This window comes from Streptomyces sp. NBC_01176, from assembly GCF_045039825.1.
Taxonomy (GTDB): Bacteria; Actinomycetota; Actinomycetes; order Streptomycetales; family Streptomycetaceae; genus Streptomyces.
In genome coordinates this window covers 3,068,744-3,085,000 of the sequence record NZ_CP108600.1, presented here as the reverse complement: position 1 = coordinate 3,085,000, position 16,257 = coordinate 3,068,744, and the positions used below count along the sequence as shown (strand labels likewise).

Genomic DNA, 16,257 nt, shown 5'->3' with positions numbered 1-16,257 from the left:
GGGCGCCGACCGGTCCGGTCCGGGCGTCCCGGCGGCCACGTCCTAGCCCCGCCTACCGCCCGAGCCCGCCTCGACGACCCCCGCAGCCGTAGCCACCACCTCGGCCCGACCAGCCAGGAACGCCGAAGAGCCCACGCATCCCGGTCCCGCCCCGGCTCGTGGCCGCACGAGCCCGAACGACCCCACGAGGAACTCTCTTGAACGCCACCCCCGCACCCGACGGCCGTTTCGCCACCCCCGAGCGAGCGGGACGTGGCACGCACACCCCGCTCGTCGCGGACGCCGAATCGGTCCCCCGGCAGAAGGGAGGGGCCCAGCAGGCCGAGCGGCTGCGCGGCGCCACCACCGACCTGCTGGAGCACCCTGTCGCCCACACCGCGGCCCAGGCGGCGACGGTGGAGAACCTGCTGCGCTGCTGGGTACGGGAGAACGATCTCGCCGCACCCGTCGACGGCACCCTGCGCATCCCCCTCCCGGCCAGCGGGACGTCCCTCCTGGTCCCGGTCCACTACTGGTCCCCGACGGGCTGGCACCGCTTCGGGCTCCCGCATCTCGCGGACACCCCCGAGGAAGCACCGCCCGCCGACGCGGTCACGGTGGCGGCACTGCTCGCGCGCCAGCCGGCGCCGGGCATCGGGACGGCGTCCGCGACCGGCGGGGCACCGGAAGAGGACTCGGCCCCGCCGTCCGGAACGGACCGCACGCCGACGTTCGGTACCGCTCCCGCGGCCGCGCCGGATACGGCCCCCGCGCCCACATCGGGCACCGACCCTGTCACCGACCCCGACCCCGACCCCGACCCCGACCCCGACCCCGACCCCGGCTCCGGCTCCGGCTTTGACACGGGCACCGCGAACGGTACGGACACCGCGTGCTCGTACGCCACGGATCCCGGGCCCGCGTGCCACCCCCTCGGTGAAGGGTCCGACCTGGTCGGACGGGTCGCCGACTCCGTACGCCGGACCGTCGTGTTCATCAGCGACCGCAGAGAGCGGCCCGCCGACACCCCCGACCTCTTTCTCGCGGCCGAGCAGGCGCTCCTGCTGGGGCACCCCCTGCACCCCACCCCGAAGAGCCGGGAGGAACTCTCCGAGGCCGAGATGCCGCTGTACTCACCGGAGTTGCGCGGCTCGTTCCCGCTGCACTGGATGGCGGTCTCCCCGTCGCTGCTGGCGTCCGACTCGGCGTGGACGGAGCGCGGCCGCCCCGTCTCCGCACAGCAGCTCACCACACGGCTGGCCGGAGCCGGACTGCCGCTGCCCGACGGGTACGCCGCCCTGCCGCTGCACCCCTGGCAGATGGGCGAGGTCCGGCACCGCCCCGGGACCGCGGCCCTGCTCGACGCGGGACTGCTCCAGGACCTCGGCCCGTACGGCTCCCCCTGGCATCCCACGTCCTCCGTCCGCACCCTCTACCGTCCGGGCACGCCCGCGATGCTGAAGCTGTCGCTGGGCCTGCGGATCACCAACTCCCGCCGGGAGAACCTCCGTAAGGAGCTCCATCGCGGTGTGGAGGTCCACCGGCTGTTGCGCGGCGGCCTGTCCAAGCAGTGGCAGGCCGCCCACCCGGGCTTCGACATCGTCCGTGACCCGGCCTGGCTCGCCGTCGACGCCCCCGACGGGACACCCCTGACCGGGCTCGACGTGATGATCCGCCACAACCCCTTCGGCGCGACGGACGACGCCGGCTGCGTCGCCGGGCTCGTCTCGCCCCGGCCGCACGCCCAGCCCGGCGCACGCGCCGACGCCGAGCGGAGGCCCGTCATGCGGTCCCGGCTCGCCGAGATCGTCACCCGGCTCGCCGGCCGCGCCGGCCGGCCCCGCGGGGCCGTCGCCACCGAGTGGTTCCTGCGCTATCTGGAACAGGTCGTCCGCCCCGTGCTCTGGCTCGACGGCGAAGCGGGAATCGCGCTGGAGGCCCACCAGCAGAACACCCTGGTCCTGCTCGACCGCGAGGGGTGGCCCGTCGGCGGACGCTACCGCGACAACCAGGGCTACTACTTCCGCGCGTCACGGCGCGCGGAACTCGACGCCCGGCTGCCCGGCATCGGCGTGCACAGCGACACCTTCGTCTGCGACGAGGTCACCGACGAACGCTTCGCCTACTACCTCGCCATCAACAACGTGTTCGGCCTCATCGGCGCGTTCGGCTCCCAACGCCTCGCCGAAGAACGGCTGTTGCTCGCAGCCTTCCGCCGCTTCCTCACCGAGGTGGCCGCGGGCCCGGGACGCCTGGGCACGCCCCTGCCCTCCCTCCTGCTCGACTCGCCCGTTCTGCGCTGCAAGGCCAACCTGCTCACCCGGCTGCACGGCCTCGACGAACTCGTCGGCCCGGTCGACACCCAGTCCGTCTACGTCTCCGTCACCAACCCCCTTCGTTCCTGAGGGACATGACCCACCCCGTCTCCTGAGAGGAGCGTCGCCGTGCCTCCCACCGATGCGAGCGCCGACGCCGGTACCGCCCCCGACACCGATCCCGGCGCGGACCCGTACCCCGACCCGGGCACGGACTGCGAGGACACTCTCGACCTGCGCCTGCCCGACGAGTTGATCGCCCTGTTCGGCGGCACACCCGAGCCGGTCGAGCCCGGCGGGCCGGTCGGACCGGCCGGACCGGCAGAGCCGATCGGGTCAGCCGGGTCGGCAGGGTCGATCGGGTCAGCCGGGTCGGCAGGGCCGGTCGGGCCGGTCGGGTCAGTCGGATCGGCGGGGTCCATCGGGTCAGTCGGGTCGGCCGGGGTAGTCGGGGAATCCCTGGGAGACGGCCGGTCCGGGGAGGCCGGCGCGTCCCGGGGACCCGGCGCGGTCGACGGAACCCGGCCCGCCGAGGTCCGCGCGGGCGGCGCCGGAGACCACCGCGGTGCGGGCGCGGCCCACTCCGCTCCCGTCGCTCCGGCCCGTGACGACCTGCTCGGCGGCATCGGCGACTGGGGTCCGACCGCCACGCCCGTGGGCACCTTCCAGCTGGTTCCGGTCCGCCTGGAACGCGATCTCCCCCTCGTCACCCGCTGGATGAACGACCCCGCCGTCTCGGCCTTCTGGGAGCTGGCGGGACCCGAGTCGGTGACCGAGGAGCATCTGAACCGACAGCTCGACGGCGACGGACGCAGCGTGCCCTGTATCGGCCTGCTGGAGGACACCCCCATGAGCTACTGGGAGATCTACCGCGCGGACCTCGACCACCTCGCCCGCCACTATCCCGCCCGCCCGCACGACACGGGAATCCATCTGCTCATCGGCGGAGTCGCCCACCGCGGGCACGGTCTCGGCTCGGCCCTGCTCAGAGCCGTCGCCGATCTCGTACTGGACCGGCGTCCCGCCTGCGCACGGGTCGTGGCCGAACCGGATCTGCGCAACATCCCCTCCGTCTCCGCCTTCCTGAGCGGGGGTTTCCGGTTCTCCGCCGAGGTCGAACTGCCCGGCAAGAGGGCGGCCCTCATGATGCGCGACCGGGCCCTGCGCGACCTGATGTAGATCCGTCACTCTCCGTACTCCATTCGTCCCGTCCCGGTTCCCCGTCGAGGAGTCCCCGTGCCGAATCCGTCCGCAAGCCCGGCCTCCGAAGGACCGTCCGCCCTGTACGACCCGCCCGAGCTGCGCGAGGACCGCTGGGAGCGGGCCGGCCGCCGACTGCTCGCGAAGATGATCGGGGAGTTCGCGCACGAGGAGATCGTCCGGCCGGAACAGGGCCCCCCGCGTCCGTCGGCGCACCGCGACGCCCCGCACCGCGACGCCCCGCACCGCGACGCCCCGCACCACGACGCTCCCCACGCCGGCACCCTCCGCCCGTACACCCTCCGGCTCGACGCCGGCGACAGCCTCTCCTTCCGCGCCCGCCGCCTCTCGTACGACAGTTGGCGCGTCGACCCCGCCTCGCTCACCCTCACGGAAGAGGGGAAGGAGCCGTGTCCGTTCACCGACCCGCTCGGCTTCCTCACCCGGGCCCGCGGCACGCTGGAGCTGGACGGCGCGACGCTGGGCCACGCCCTGCGCGAGCTCAGCACGACGCTCGCCGCGGACGTGCGCCTCGACCGTGACGCCCGTACGGCCGCCGAATTAGCCGACCTCGGGTACGCCGAGCTGGAGGGTCATCAGACCGGCCACCCCTGGATCGTGCTCAACAAGGGCCGCCTCGGCTTCTCCGCGCGGGACGCCGCCGCCTGGGCCCCCGAGGCCCGCCGGGCCACGCCCCTCCCCTGGATCGCGGTGCACACGACGCTGGCCACGTACCGAGGGGTCGGCGGCCTCGACACCGCCGAACAGCTCTACGCACGCGAACTGGCTCCCGCCACCCGCGACGCCTTCGACGAGGTCCTCCGCAACCGCGGGCTCGCACCGGAGTCGTACCTCTACCTGCCCGTGCACCCGTGGCAGTGGGACGACGTCGTGCTGCCGCTGTTCGCGCCGCACGTCGCCGCGGGAGCGATCGTGCCGCTGCCCTCCGACGGTGATCTGCGCCTGCCCCAGCAGTCGATCCGCACCTTCCTCAACGTCTCGCGCCCGGACCGGCACACGGTGAAGCTTCCGCTGTCCGTCCTCAACACCCTGGTGTGGCGGGGTCTCCCCACGGAGCGCACGCTCGCGGCCCCCGCGGTCACCGCCTGGATGCGGACCCTGAGGGACGCCGACCCGTTCCTGCGCGACACCTGCGGGGTGATCCTGCTCGGCGAGGTCGCCTCGGTCACCGTCCACCATCCCGTGTACGACGGACTGCCCGAAGTGCCCTACCAGTACCGGGAACTGCTCGGCGCGATCTGGCGCGAGCCGGTCTCGCGGCACCTCGCACCCGGCGAGCGCGCCCGCACCCTGGCCGCCCTCCTGCACACCGATCCCCAGGGTCGCGCCTTCACCGCGGAGCTGGTCGCCCGCTCCGGTCTCGCACCCCGGGCCTGGCTGCGCCGGCTCTTCGCCGCGCTCCTGCCCCCGCTCCTGCACTTCCTCTATCGGTACGGCACGGTGTTCAGCCCCCACGGGGAGAACGCGATCGTCGTCTTCGACGACCATGACGTACCGGTCCGACTCGCCGTGAAGGACTTCGTCGACGACGTCAACGTGAGCGCGGATCCACTGCCCGAGCACTCCTCCATGCCCGACGAGGTGCGCGAGGTGCTGCTGACCGAGCCGCCGGCCTTCCTGACCCAGTTCATCCACTCCGGGCTCTTCGTGGGGGTCTTCCGCTATCTCGCGCCGCTCTGCGAGGAACAACTGGGTGTTCCGGAGGCCGAGTTCTGGTCACTCGTCCGCGCCGAGGTCGTCCGCCACCAGACCCGCTTCCCGGAGCTCAAGGAACGTCACGAGACGTTCGACCTGCTCACCCCGCGTATCGAGCGCCTGTGCCTGAACCGCAACCGGCTGCATCTGGACGGCTACCGCGACCGCCCCGAGCGCCCTCACGCCGCCGTGCACGGCACCGTGCCGAACCCCCTCCACACGTCGTGATCACCCGCCCCGCCCCCGTCGTCATGACCGGCGCCGCGGCCGTCGTCCTGATCGTGTCCGTCGTCCGGGCCGTGATCGCCCGGTTGTCGGTGGAGCCCCGTAGGCTGGCATCGCTATGACAGAGCCCTCACTCCCCGAACTCCTGCATGCCGCCGTCACCGCCGTCGGCGGCACGGAGCGCCCTGGCCAGGTGACCATGGCCGAAGCCGTCGCGGGTGCCATCGACGACAGCTCCCACCTGCTGGTGCAGGCGGGCACCGGCACCGGAAAGTCGCTCGGCTATCTGGTGCCGGCGCTCGCCCACGGGGAGCGCGTCGTCGTGGCGACCGCCACCCTGGCGCTCCAGCGACAGCTCGTGGAGCGTGATCTTCCACGGACCGTGGACGCGCTGCATCCGCTGCTGCGCCGCCGCCCCGAGTTCGCGATGCTCAAGGGCCGGTCGAACTATCTGTGCCTGCACCGGCTGCACGAGGGTGTGCCGCAGGAGGAGGAAGAGGGCCTCTTCGACCAGTTCGAGGCCGCCGCGCCCACCAGCAAGCTGGGCCAGGACCTGCTGCGCCTGCGGGACTGGTCGGACGAGACCGAGACCGGCGACCGTGACAACCTCACGCCCGGCGTCTCCGACCGGGCCTGGAGCCAGGTGTCCGTGTCGTCCCGGGAGTGCCTGGGCGCGAGCAAATGCGCCTACGGAGCGGAGTGCTTCGCGGAGATGGCCCGCGAGCGCGCCAAGCTCGCCGAGGTCGTCGTCACCAACCACGCGCTGCTCGCGATCGACGCCATCGAGGGCGCGCCCGTCCTCCCGCAGCACGAGGTACTGATCGTCGACGAGGCCCATGAGCTGGTCTCCCGCGTCACCGGCGTCGCGACCGGCGAGCTCACCCCCGGCCAGGTCAACCGTGCCGTCCGACGCGCCGCACGGCTCGTCAACGAGAAGGCCGCCGACCAGTTGCAGACCGCCGCCGAGGGCTTCGAGCGGCTGATGGAGCTGGCGCTTCCCGGACGCCTGGAGGAGATCCCGGAGGATCTCGGATACGCGCTGATGGCACTGCGTGACGCCGCGCGCACGGTGATCTCGGCGATCGGCTCCACCCGCGACAAGTCCGTCCAGGACGAGGACGCGGTCCGCAAGCAGGCCCTCGCCGCGGTCGAGTCGGTCCACGACGTGGCGGAGCGGATCACCAACGGCTCCGAGTGGGACGTCGTCTGGTACGAGCGCCACGACCGCTTCGGCGCGTCGCTGCGGGTGGCCCCCATGTCGGTGTCCGGCCTCCTCAGGGAGAAGCTCTTCTCGGACCGGTCGGTCGTGCTGACCTCGGCCACCCTGAAGCTCGGCGGCGACTTCAACGGAGTGGGGGCGTCGCTGGGGCTCGCCCCGGAGGGCACGGAGGGCGACGACCTCCCGCAGTGGAAGGGCGTCGACGTCGGCTCGCCCTTCGACTACCCGCGGCAGGGCATTCTGTACGTGGCCAAGCACCTGGCACGCCCCGCGCGTGACGGTGACCGCGGCGACATGCTGGACGAGCTCACCGAGCTGATCCAGTCCGCCGGGGGCCGCACGCTGGGCCTGTTCTCCTCGATGCGGGCCGCCCAGCTCGCGGCGGAGGAACTGCGCACGCGCATCCCCGAGTACCCCATCCTGCTGCAGGGTGAGGAGACGCTCGGTGAGCTGATCAAGAACTTCGCGGCCGACCCGCAGACCTGTCTGTTCGGCACGCTCTCGCTCTGGCAGGGCGTGGACGTCCCCGGCCCCAGCTGTCAGCTGGTCGTCATGGACAAGATCCCGTTCCCGCGCCCCGACGACCCGCTGATGAGCGCCCGCCAGAAGGCCGTCGAGGACAACGGCGGCAATGGCTTCATGGCCGTCGCCGCCACGCACGCGGCGCTGCTCATGGCGCAGGGCGCCGGCCGCCTCGTACGTGCCACGGGGGACCGTGGTGTCGTCGCGGTGCTGGACCAGCGCCTGGCCACGGCTCGCTACGGCAGCTATCTCAAGGCCTCGCTGCCCGACTTCTGGTACACGACGGACCGCAACCAGGTCCGGAGGTCGCTCGCGGCGATCGACGAGGCGGCACGGAAGGCGGAGGACGCGCCCAACGGTCAGAAGACGGAGGAGGCGGAGTCGTCGGCGCCGGCCGAGGAGGCGTAGCGGTGGCCCGCCGAGGGCCGGTCGCTTCGAGCGGTGCTCGGGGCAGAGGCGAGGGACGTCGGGCGCTCTGCGGGCCGGACGAGCTCACCGCCCGTGGTCGCGCGGCAGGACGTGCAGGGCCCCGGAACCGGCGCAGTTGGTCCCGGGGCCCGGTCAGGGGCGGGGCGGACGGTGCCGCCCCGCGCGCGCTGTCACACTCGCCGCAGTACGGCCACCACCTTGCCCAGGATGGTCGCCTCGTCGCCGGGAATCGGCTGGTAGGCGGAGTTGTGCGGGAGCAGCCACACATGACCGTCCTCGCGCTTGAACCGCTTCACGGTGGCCTCGCCGTCCAGCATCGCGGCCACGATGTCACCGTTCTCCGCGACGGGCTGGCGGCGGACCGTCACCCAGTCACCGTCACAGATCGCGGCCTCGATCATCGAGTCACCGACGACCTTGAGGACGAACAGCTCACCGTCACCCACCAGCTGCCGGGGGAGCGGGAAGACGTCCTCCACGGACTCCTCGGCCAGGATGGGCCCGCCGGCGGCGATACGGCCGACGAGCGGGACGTACGACGCGGCCGGCTTGCCCGCCGTGTCCGTGGGCTGGGCCGAGGACTGGTCGGAGCCCCTGACCTCGTACGCGCGCGGGCGGTGCGGGTCGCGGCGCAGGAAGCCCTTGCGCTCCAGTGCCATCAGCTGATGTGCGACCGAGGAGGTGCTGGAGAGGCCGACCGCCTGTCCGATCTCCCGCATCGACGGCGGGTAGCCGCGTCGCTGCACGGAGTCCCTGATGACCTCGATCACCCGGCGCTGCCTGTCGGTGAGTCCCGAGCTGTCTGCGCGGATGCCTGGAGGTCGGCCCGGCAGGGAACGCTTGGGCCCCTCGTGGTTCGTGGCTTCGTTCATCGCATGCACCGGCTCGAGTCGGCCCTGGGAGCGGTCCTGGGCAGTGATGGTGGCACTGTCTGCGGTGGTGGTCACGTCGGCCCCTCTCGATGGTCTCCCTGCTGGACAACGGTAGTTGCTTTCGAAAGGTTGCGCCAAACACACGTTCGAGTGAAAAACCGCGGATTGCCCCACGTGATCATGTGGCTGGGTGTATGGCTGATGCCGCGTCCATCGGACAAAAGGGCTCATTGCTGTACTCTTCACCGCCGAGGCGATGACCGTGCCGACAGATGTGGGCCGCGCCCCAGTCTGCCATCCGGCACCCCGTCCGTCGGGTACCGACCCCCCGTACGCGCGCTGTCCGCGCGGTGACCACGGTATCTCCGCGTGTCCGGGATCGGTACGGCCGTGCGGCACATGCCCATACGTGCGCGACACGCGCGCCCTGGGCGAATTTACGGGTCGATCCCCACATCTAGTGGTTGGATTGCCGGAGTAGCCCAGAAGTTGTGGTCCCCCGGGTCTTCGAGCCCCCGACCATCGCCTATGCTTGGGGCTGCTCCGAGAGGCCCGTGAGGTCTCGCGGGGTCTATGAGTCGTGCTGTGAAGGAGGGTTGGAGCCATGCACTGCCCCTTCTGCAGGCACCCCGACAGCCGCGTCGTCGACAGTCGTACGACCGATGACGGCACGTCGATCCGCAGGCGCCGCCAGTGCCCCGACTGCTCCCGTCGTTTCACGACCGTGGAGACGTGCTCGCTGATGGTGGTGAAGCGGTCCGGCGTCACCGAGCCCTTCAGTCGTACCAAGGTCATCAACGGCGTGCGCAAGGCGTGCCAGGGGCGGCCGGTCACCGAGGACGCGCTCGCCCAGCTCGGCCAGCGGGTCGAGGAGGCGGTGCGGGCCACCGGAAGCGCCGAACTGACCACCCACGACGTGGGGCTGGCCATACTCGGCCCGTTGCAGGAACTCGACCTCGTCGCCTATCTGCGGTTCGCGTCCGTCTATCGGGCGTTCGACTCGCTCGAGGACTTCGAGGCCGCCATCGTGGAACTCAGGGAGACGGGGCAGTGCCCCGCCGCGGGGAGCGAGGGAGGCGCGGGCGCCGCGGACGCGGAGCGCCCGGAATGCGACCGCGGGTCCGGAGAGACCGTCCAGGTCCCCGTGCCCGCCACCGCCGCCGACTGACGGGAAGGCCGGCTCGGGCCGGCCGCTCGGCGGCGACCACAGACCTGCTGCGAAAGGCCGTACGGACGGCGCGCGCAGCATCAGACACACAATGTGCCATGGGAAGAACGTGGCACTTCAGGGCGTTTTAGCCTGATACAGGGAGGCGGCATGACAGAGACGGCGAGCGGTCCGGCACGAGGTTCCCGCGCCAAGGGCACCAAGGCCAGCAAGGGGCTGCGCATCGAGCGCATCCACACCACCCCCGGCGTGCACCCGTACGACGAGGTGGAGTGGGAGCGCCGTGACGTCGTCATGACCAACTGGCGCGACGGCTCGGTCAACTTCGAGCAGCGTGGCGTCGAGTTCCCCGGCTTCTGGTCGGTGAACGCGGTCAACATCGTCACCAGCAAGTACTTCCGAGGTGCCGTCGGCACCCCGCAGCGCGAGGTGAGCCTCAAGCAGCTCATCGACCGCATCGTGAAGACGTACCGGAAGGCCGGCGAGGACTACAAGTACTTCGCCTCGCCCGCCGACGCCGAGATCTTCGAGCACGAGCTGGCGTACGCGCTCCTGCACCAGATCTTCAGCTTCAACAGCCCCGTCTGGTTCAACGTCGGGACGCCGCAGCCCCAGCAGGTCTCCGCCTGCTTCATCCTGTCCGTCGACGACTCCATGGAGTCGATCCTCGACTGGTACAAGGAAGAGGGCATGATCTTCAAGGGCGGCTCCGGCGCCGGCCTGAACCTCTCCCGTATCCGCTCCTCCAAGGAGCTCCTCTCCTCGGGCGGCAACGCCTCCGGTCCCGTCTCCTTCATGCGCGGTGCCGACGCCTCCGCGGGAACGATCAAGTCGGGCGGCGCCACCCGGCGTGCGGCCAAGATGGTCATCCTCGACGTCGACCACCCCGACATCGAGGACTTCATCGAGACCAAGGTCAAGGAGGAGGAGAAGATCCGCGCCCTGCGCGACGCGGGCTTCGACATGGACCTGGGCGGCGACGACATCACGTCCGTCCAGTACCAGAACGCCAACAACTCGGTCCGGGTGAACGACACGTTCATGAAGGCGGTCGAGGAGGGCGGCAAGTTCGGCCTCACCTCGCGCATGACCGGCGAGGTCATCGAGGAGGTCGACGCCAAGTCGCTCTTCCGCAAGATGGCCGAGGCCGCCTGGGCCTGCGCCGACCCGGGCATCCAGTACGACGACACGATCAACCAGTGGCACACGTGCCCGGAGTCCGGTCGTATCAACGGCTCGAACCCGTGCAGCGAGTACATGCACCTGGACAACACGTCCTGCAACCTCGCCTCGCTGAACCTCATGAAGTTCCTGAAGGACGACGGCAAGGGCCGCCAGTCCTTCGAGGTCGAGCGCTTCGCCAAGGTCGTCGAGCTCGTCATCACCGCGATGGACATCTCCATCTGCTTCGCGGACTTCCCGACCCAGAAGATCGGCGAGAACACCCGCGCCTTCCGTCAGCTGGGCATCGGCTACGCCAACCTCGGCGCCCTCCTGATGGCGACCGGTCACGCGTACGACTCCGACGGCGGCCGCGCCCTCGCCGGCTCCATCACCTCGCTGATGACCGGCACCTCGTACCGCCGTTCCGCCGAGCTCGCCGCGGTCGTCGGCCCGTACGACGGCTACGCCCGCAACGCGCAGCCGCACCAGCGCGTCATGAAGCAGCACTCCGACGCCAACGCCGTGGCCGTGCGGGTGGACGACCTGGACACGCCGATCTGGGCCGCCGCCACGGAGGCCTGGCAGGACGTGCTGCACCTCGGTGAGAAGAACGGCTTCCGCAACGCGCAGGCCTCGGTCATCGCCCCGACCGGCACCATCGGTCTCGCGATGTCCTGCGACACCACCGGCCTCGAGCCCGACCTCGCGCTGGTCAAGTTCAAGAAGCTGGTCGGCGGCGGCTCGATGCAGATCGTGAACGGCACCGTCCCGCAGGCCCTGCGGCGCCTGGGCTACCAGGAGGAGCAGATCGAGGCGATCGTCGCCCACATCGCCGAGAACGGCAATGTCGTCGACGCCCCGAGCCTCAAGCAGGAGCACTACGAGGTCTTCGACTGCGCCATGGGCGAGCGCTCCATCTCCGCGATGGGCCACGTCCGCATGATGGCCGCGATCCAGCCGTGGATCTCCGGCGCCCTCTCCAAGACGGTCAACCTGCCGGAGACGGCGACCGTCGAGGACGTCGAGGAGGTCTACTTCGAGGCGTGGAAGATGGGCGTCAAGGCGCTCGCGATCTACCGCGACAACTGCAAGGTCGGCCAGCCCCTCTCCGCGAAGACCAAGGAGAAGGAGAAGACCGAGGTCACCGCCAAGGCCGAGGCGACCATCCGCGAGACGGTGGAGAAGGTCGTCGAGTACCGCCCGGTCCGCAAGCGCCTCCCCAAGGGCCGTCCCGGCATCACCACCTCCTTCACGGTGGGCGGCGCCGAGGGCTACATGACCGCCAACTCCTACCCGGACGACGGTCTCGGCGAGGTCTTCCTGAAGATGTCGAAGCAGGGCTCCACCCTCGCCGGCATGATGGACGCCTTCTCGATCGCGGTCTCCGTGGGTCTGCAGTACGGCGTGCCCCTGGAGACGTACGTCTCGAAGTTCACCAACATGCGCTTCGAGCCGGCCGGCATGACGGACGACCCGGACGTGCGGATGGCGCAGTCGATCGTCGACTACATCTTCCGCCGCCTGGCGCTGGACTTCCTGCCGTTCGAGACGCGTTCCGCGCTCGGCATCCACTCGGCCGAGGAGCGTCAGCGTCATCTGGAGACGGGTTCCTACGAACCGTCCATGGACGACGTCGACATGGACGTCGAGGGCCTCGCCCAGTCCGCGCCCCGCGCGCAGGAACTGAAGGCCGTCGCCGCTCCCGTGGCCGAGGCCGCGGTGGCCGAGCCCGCCCCGAGGCAGGCTCACACCAGCGCCGAACTGGTGGAGATGCAGCTGGGCATCCAGGCGGACGCCCCCCTGTGCTTCTCGTGCGGCACGAAGATGCAGCGGGCCGGTTCCTGCTACATCTGCGAGGGCTGCGGTTCGACCAGCGGTTGCAGCTGACCGGATGACCCGAAGGGCGGCACGACCACCGGTCGTGCCGCCCTTCGGCGTTTCCGGGCCCTACGGAGGGGGCCGGTTCCTGTTCGGGTGCGGTTTCAGGACTCGTGCCGGCGGCCCATGATCGCGGGGAACGCCGCCGGGGTCGTGTCGTAGCCGTGGATGCCCGGGTGGAAGGTCCACTCCCCGGAGTCGTCGCGGACGAACTCACCGACCGTCGCGGCCGTCGCGCCCAGGACGTCGCCGAAGTTGTCCTCCGCCAGGACGGTGTAGCCCTCGCGCATGCGCAGACCGGGGTTGAGCACGCCGACGAACGCCTTGTGGCCGGAGCGCTGCTGGATCAGGACGCCGACCACCACGCGTATGTAGCGGCTGTTGAGGCGGTCCAGCTCCAGCGTCATGACCTCGTCCCAGCCGAAGCCCTTGCCGTCCTTGCTGTCCCGGTTGAGGTAGATCGTGCCGTCCGGGGAGCGGCTGTCGAAGTGCACCACGTAGACGGGACTTCCGTACGGGTCGTCGGCCCCGTAGGTCGCCGCGATGATGTCGAGGTCGGTCGCGGGCTCACCGACGGGACTGGGGTCCCATTTCACCGCGAGCTCGACCTTACGGATCCCCTTGTTGAGACCGTTCATCCGAATCTCCCCCTCCCCGCATTTCCGTCCGCTTCCTGCCCCAACTGCTGTGCGGTCAGGTTCGGTTGTCCATCGTGCCACGCGCGCGGGAGCGCTCGCGCGGGCGCACTCCGCCGGAGCGTGACCAACGCCACGCTCCGTGGCCTTACGATGGCGCGGTGCTGGTCAAGTGGATTCGCTGCACCGTGGTGGACCGCCGCGGTTTCGAGCGCGGGCAGCGAAAGTGGGCGGGGCTTCTGGGCGAGCCGGGATTCCGGGGACAGGGCGGGGGCTGGAGCCGGGGGCGGCCCGGTGTGGCGCACCTCTTCACCTTCTGGGAGAGCCGTGCCTTCTACGACTCCTTCATGGCCCGCTCGCACGATCGGCTCGCCACCGCTCAGGCCGGGACCTTCAAGGACGCGCAGGTCAAGCTCTTCGATCACCGGTTCGATGTGAAGACCGGCTTCGAACCGCGCTTCACGGACACCGACCTGCTGAGGGTGGCCCACTGTCGTGTCCACGAGGAACGGGCGGAGCACTTCGCGCTGATGCAGGAGAAGGTCTGGAACCCGGCGATGGCCGGTTCGCCCGGCATGGTGCGGGGCCTGTTCGGCGAGGCGCCGGGCCACGAGTTCCTGATCCTGTCCATGTGGCTGTCGGCCGCCGAGCACGGCAAGTACCGCGCCGAACGTGTCGAGCGGCTCACGCTGCGTGCCCAGACGGAGACCGATGTCGCGGCCCTCGCGGGCGACATAGTGGCGCTGGAACCCGCCTGGACGGTCTGAAGGCGTGGTGACCATGAGTGCCCGAGGTGGGGGACGCGTGTGATCTGCGCCGTATGGAGCCCGTACGAGTGCTCGATCGGCCGTCACCCGAATTAGGGTCTTGGCATGGTAAGACCACGGCGCATCGTCCTTGTCCGGCACGGCGAGTCAGCGGGCAACGCAGATGACACCGTGTACGAACGCGAACCCGACCACGCTCTGGCGCTCACCGAGAAGGGGTGGCAGCAGGCCGAGGAGACCGGAAAACGGTTGCGGGAGGTGCTGGGACGGGAGCGTGTCAGCGTGTACGTGTCCCCGTACCGGCGTACGCACGAGACACTCCGTGCCTTTCACCTCGACCCCGAGCTCATGCGGGTGCGCGAGGAGCCCCGGCTGCGCGAGCAGGACTGGGGCAACTGGCAGGACCGCGACGACGTACGCCTTCAGAAGACGTACCGGGACGCGTACGGACACTTCTTCTACCGCTTCGCCCAGGGTGAGTCGGGCGCGGACGTGTACGACCGGGTCGGCGGCTTCCTGGAGAGCCTCTACCGCAGCTTCGAGGCGCCCGACCACCCGCCGAACGTGCTCCTGGTGACCCACGGTCTGGCCATGCGCCTGTTCTGCATGCGCTGGTTCCACTGGACGGTCGCCGAGTTCGAGGCACTGTCCAATCCGGGGAACGCGGAGATGCGGATGCTCGTTCTCGGCGACGACGACAAGTACACGCTCGACCGCCCGTTCGAGCGCTGGCGTGATCCGAAGCCGTACGGGGTCAGCGGGATAGAGTGGCAGGGCGATGACCGCTGACACCTCTCCCGACGCACGCTTGGGCCGCGCCCTGGCCAGCCTGCGTGGTCTCGCGGTGGGGGACGCGCTGGGCTCACAGTTCTTCGTGCCGGCGCACTACCCGCTGCTCAAACGCCGCGATCTTCCGCCCGGCACCTGGCAGTGGACGGACGACACCGAGATGGCCTCCTCCGTGGTGGCCGTCCTGTCCCGGCACCGCCGCATCGACCAGGACGAGCTGGCCCGCTCCTTCGCCGAGCACCACGACTTCGACCGCGGTTACGGCCCCGCCGTCAACCGGCTGCTGCGGCAGGTCCGGGAAGGCGGCGACTGGCGACAGCTGGCCTCCGCCCTCTTCAAGGGGCAGGGCTCGTGGGGCAACGGCGCGGCGATGCGGATCGCCCCCCTCGGGGCCTGGTACGCGGACGACCCCGAGCAGGCGGTCCACCAGGCGGAGATCTCGGCGTACCCCACCCACCAGCACCGCGAGGCCGTCGTCGGCGCCATGGCCGTCGCCGCGGCCGCCGCCCTGGCGGCCGACCCGGCGGGGCCACCGAGGCCCGAGGCGCTGCTCGACGGCGTCATCGGACTCGTGCCGCGCAGCGCCGTGGGCGCGGGGCTGCGCCGGGCCCGGGACATGCTCGACTACGGGGACACCGCGACGGTCGCGGCCGTACTGGGATGCGGGCGGCGCACGACGGCGCATGACACGGTGCCGTTCGCGCTCTGGTCGGCGGCTCGGACCCTCGGAGACTACGAAGCGGCCTTCTGGTCGACGGCCCAGGTGGGCGGCGACATGGACACGACCTGTGCCATCGTCGGCGGGGTGGTCGCCTCCGGGAAGGCGGGGACGCCACCGGGGGAGTGGCTGGCGCGGACGGAGAGCCTGCCGCAGTGGATGGCTGTCGCTGCGTAGGCGCGGTGTCCCCCGTGGCCTCTGTGGCGCCGTCCCCTGCCGCATGGGACGTGAGCCGACCCGCGGCGGCCTCTGGATCCGCCCGCAGGCCCCTTGGAACGGTGTGTCGTCCTGTCCGTGACGTACGGGGGCGTCGTGTCGTGGGCTGCCGCGGTGTAACAGGCTCGGTTCCGTGCGCTGCCGCGAGGTGCGGAGGCTCGGTGTCGTGCGCCGGTGATGTGCGGGGGCTCGGTGTTGTGCGTCGGTGATGTGCGGGGGTGCCGTGGGGGCGCTGCCGTGATGGGAGGCGGTCCTCTGTGGTGCGCTGCCGTGATGTGAGGGCGGGCCCATGTGCCGTGCTGCCGTATGGCGCGCTGCCATGGGGTGCGGTGGCGCGATGTCGTGTGTCCCTGATGCGCGGCGCGGTGCCGTGCGCTGCGGAAGGCCGGACCGTGGACCGCACCGATCTTCCCCGGGCCGGGCCCGGCCTCCGCAGCTCTCCCCG

The 16,257-nt window shown here is 70.9% G+C and carries 11 protein-coding genes; 9 read left to right on the top strand and 2 right to left on the bottom strand.

Translation table 11 applies throughout. From position 1 onward, the window contains the following. Positions 1 to 197 precede the first annotated feature (197 nt). The 4 genes from OG199_RS13035 (at position 198) to OG199_RS13020 (ending at position 7,584) form a co-directional block, all read left to right on the top strand. Positions 198 to 2,384: an IucA/IucC family protein gene (locus OG199_RS13035; RefSeq protein ID WP_405829607.1), complete on the top strand. Its 2,187-nt coding sequence runs from the start codon at positions 198 to 200 to the stop codon at positions 2,382 to 2,384. Between the two features lie 330 nt (positions 2,385 to 2,714). Next, positions 2,715 to 3,473, top strand: coding sequence for a GNAT family N-acetyltransferase (locus OG199_RS13030; RefSeq protein WP_405834519.1), 759 nt, complete (start codon positions 2,715 to 2,717; stop codon positions 3,471 to 3,473). A gap of 57 nt (positions 3,474 to 3,530) precedes the next feature. Further along, positions 3,531 to 5,438: an IucA/IucC family protein gene (locus OG199_RS13025; protein ID WP_405829605.1), complete on the top strand. Its 1,908-nt coding sequence runs from the start codon at positions 3,531 to 3,533 to the stop codon at positions 5,436 to 5,438. Positions 5,439 to 5,553: 115 nt separating this feature from the next. Next, positions 5,554 to 7,584 (top strand): ATP-dependent DNA helicase, encoded by a 2,031-nt coding sequence (locus OG199_RS13020; RefSeq protein ID WP_405829603.1) that lies wholly within the window; start codon positions 5,554 to 5,556, stop codon positions 7,582 to 7,584. Between the two features lie 191 nt (positions 7,585 to 7,775). On the opposite strand, the gene lexA is transcribed toward OG199_RS13020, so the two are convergent. Continuing rightward, positions 7,776 to 8,552 (bottom strand): transcriptional repressor LexA, encoded by a 777-nt coding sequence (gene lexA / locus OG199_RS13015; protein WP_168530554.1) that lies wholly within the window; start codon positions 8,550 to 8,552, stop codon positions 7,776 to 7,778. 529 nt (positions 8,553 to 9,081) lie between these two features. On the opposite strand from lexA, the gene nrdR reads away from it, so the two are divergent. Beyond that, positions 9,082 to 9,645, top strand: coding sequence for a transcriptional regulator NrdR (gene nrdR, locus OG199_RS13010; RefSeq protein WP_356805105.1), 564 nt, complete (start codon positions 9,082 to 9,084; stop codon positions 9,643 to 9,645). Between the two features lie 150 nt (positions 9,646 to 9,795). Continuing rightward, positions 9,796 to 12,696, top strand: coding sequence for a vitamin B12-dependent ribonucleotide reductase (locus OG199_RS13005; protein WP_405829601.1), 2,901 nt, complete (start codon positions 9,796 to 9,798; stop codon positions 12,694 to 12,696). Between the two features lie 95 nt (positions 12,697 to 12,791). On the opposite strand, the gene OG199_RS13000 is transcribed toward OG199_RS13005, so the two are convergent. Next, complete coding sequence (locus OG199_RS13000; RefSeq protein ID WP_401801549.1) at positions 12,792 to 13,325, bottom strand: TerD family protein; 534 nt, start codon at positions 13,323 to 13,325, stop codon at positions 12,792 to 12,794. A gap of 158 nt (positions 13,326 to 13,483) precedes the next feature. On the opposite strand from OG199_RS13000, the gene OG199_RS12995 reads away from it, so the two are divergent. The 3 genes from OG199_RS12995 (at position 13,484) to OG199_RS12985 (ending at position 15,773) form a co-directional block, all read left to right on the top strand. Further along, positions 13,484 to 14,089, top strand: coding sequence for a YdbC family protein (locus tag OG199_RS12995; RefSeq protein ID WP_356803457.1), 606 nt, complete (start codon positions 13,484 to 13,486; stop codon positions 14,087 to 14,089). 105 nt (positions 14,090 to 14,194) lie between these two features. Further along, positions 14,195 to 14,878 carry a histidine phosphatase family protein gene (locus tag OG199_RS12990; RefSeq protein ID WP_356803459.1) on the top strand — a complete coding sequence of 228 codons (684 nt, stop codon included), beginning with the start codon at positions 14,195 to 14,197 and terminating at the stop codon, positions 14,876 to 14,878. After that, positions 14,868 to 15,773 carry an ADP-ribosylglycohydrolase family protein gene (locus OG199_RS12985; RefSeq protein WP_401801545.1) on the top strand — a complete coding sequence of 302 codons (906 nt, stop codon included), beginning with the start codon at positions 14,868 to 14,870 and terminating at the stop codon, positions 15,771 to 15,773. Before OG199_RS12990 ends, OG199_RS12985 begins: the two co-directional genes overlap by 11 nt. Positions 15,774 to 16,257 lie beyond the last annotated feature (484 nt).

Coding starts and splice junctions, on each gene's coding strand:
- OG199_RS13020 (WP_405829603.1), top strand. CDS start 5,554: ATGACAGAGCCCTCACTCCCCGAACTCCTGCATGCCGCCGTCACCGCC.
- nrdR (WP_356805105.1), top strand. CDS start 9,082: ATGCACTGCCCCTTCTGCAGGCACCCCGACAGCCGCGTCGTCGACAGT.
- OG199_RS13005 (WP_405829601.1), top strand. CDS start 9,796: ATGACAGAGACGGCGAGCGGTCCGGCACGAGGTTCCCGCGCCAAGGGC.
- OG199_RS13000 (WP_401801549.1), bottom strand. CDS start 13,325: ATGAACGGTCTCAACAAGGGGATCCGTAAGGTCGAGCTCGCGGTGAAA.
- OG199_RS12990 (WP_356803459.1), top strand. CDS start 14,195: ATGGTAAGACCACGGCGCATCGTCCTTGTCCGGCACGGCGAGTCAGCG.
- OG199_RS12985 (WP_401801545.1), top strand. CDS start 14,868: ATGACCGCTGACACCTCTCCCGACGCACGCTTGGGCCGCGCCCTGGCC.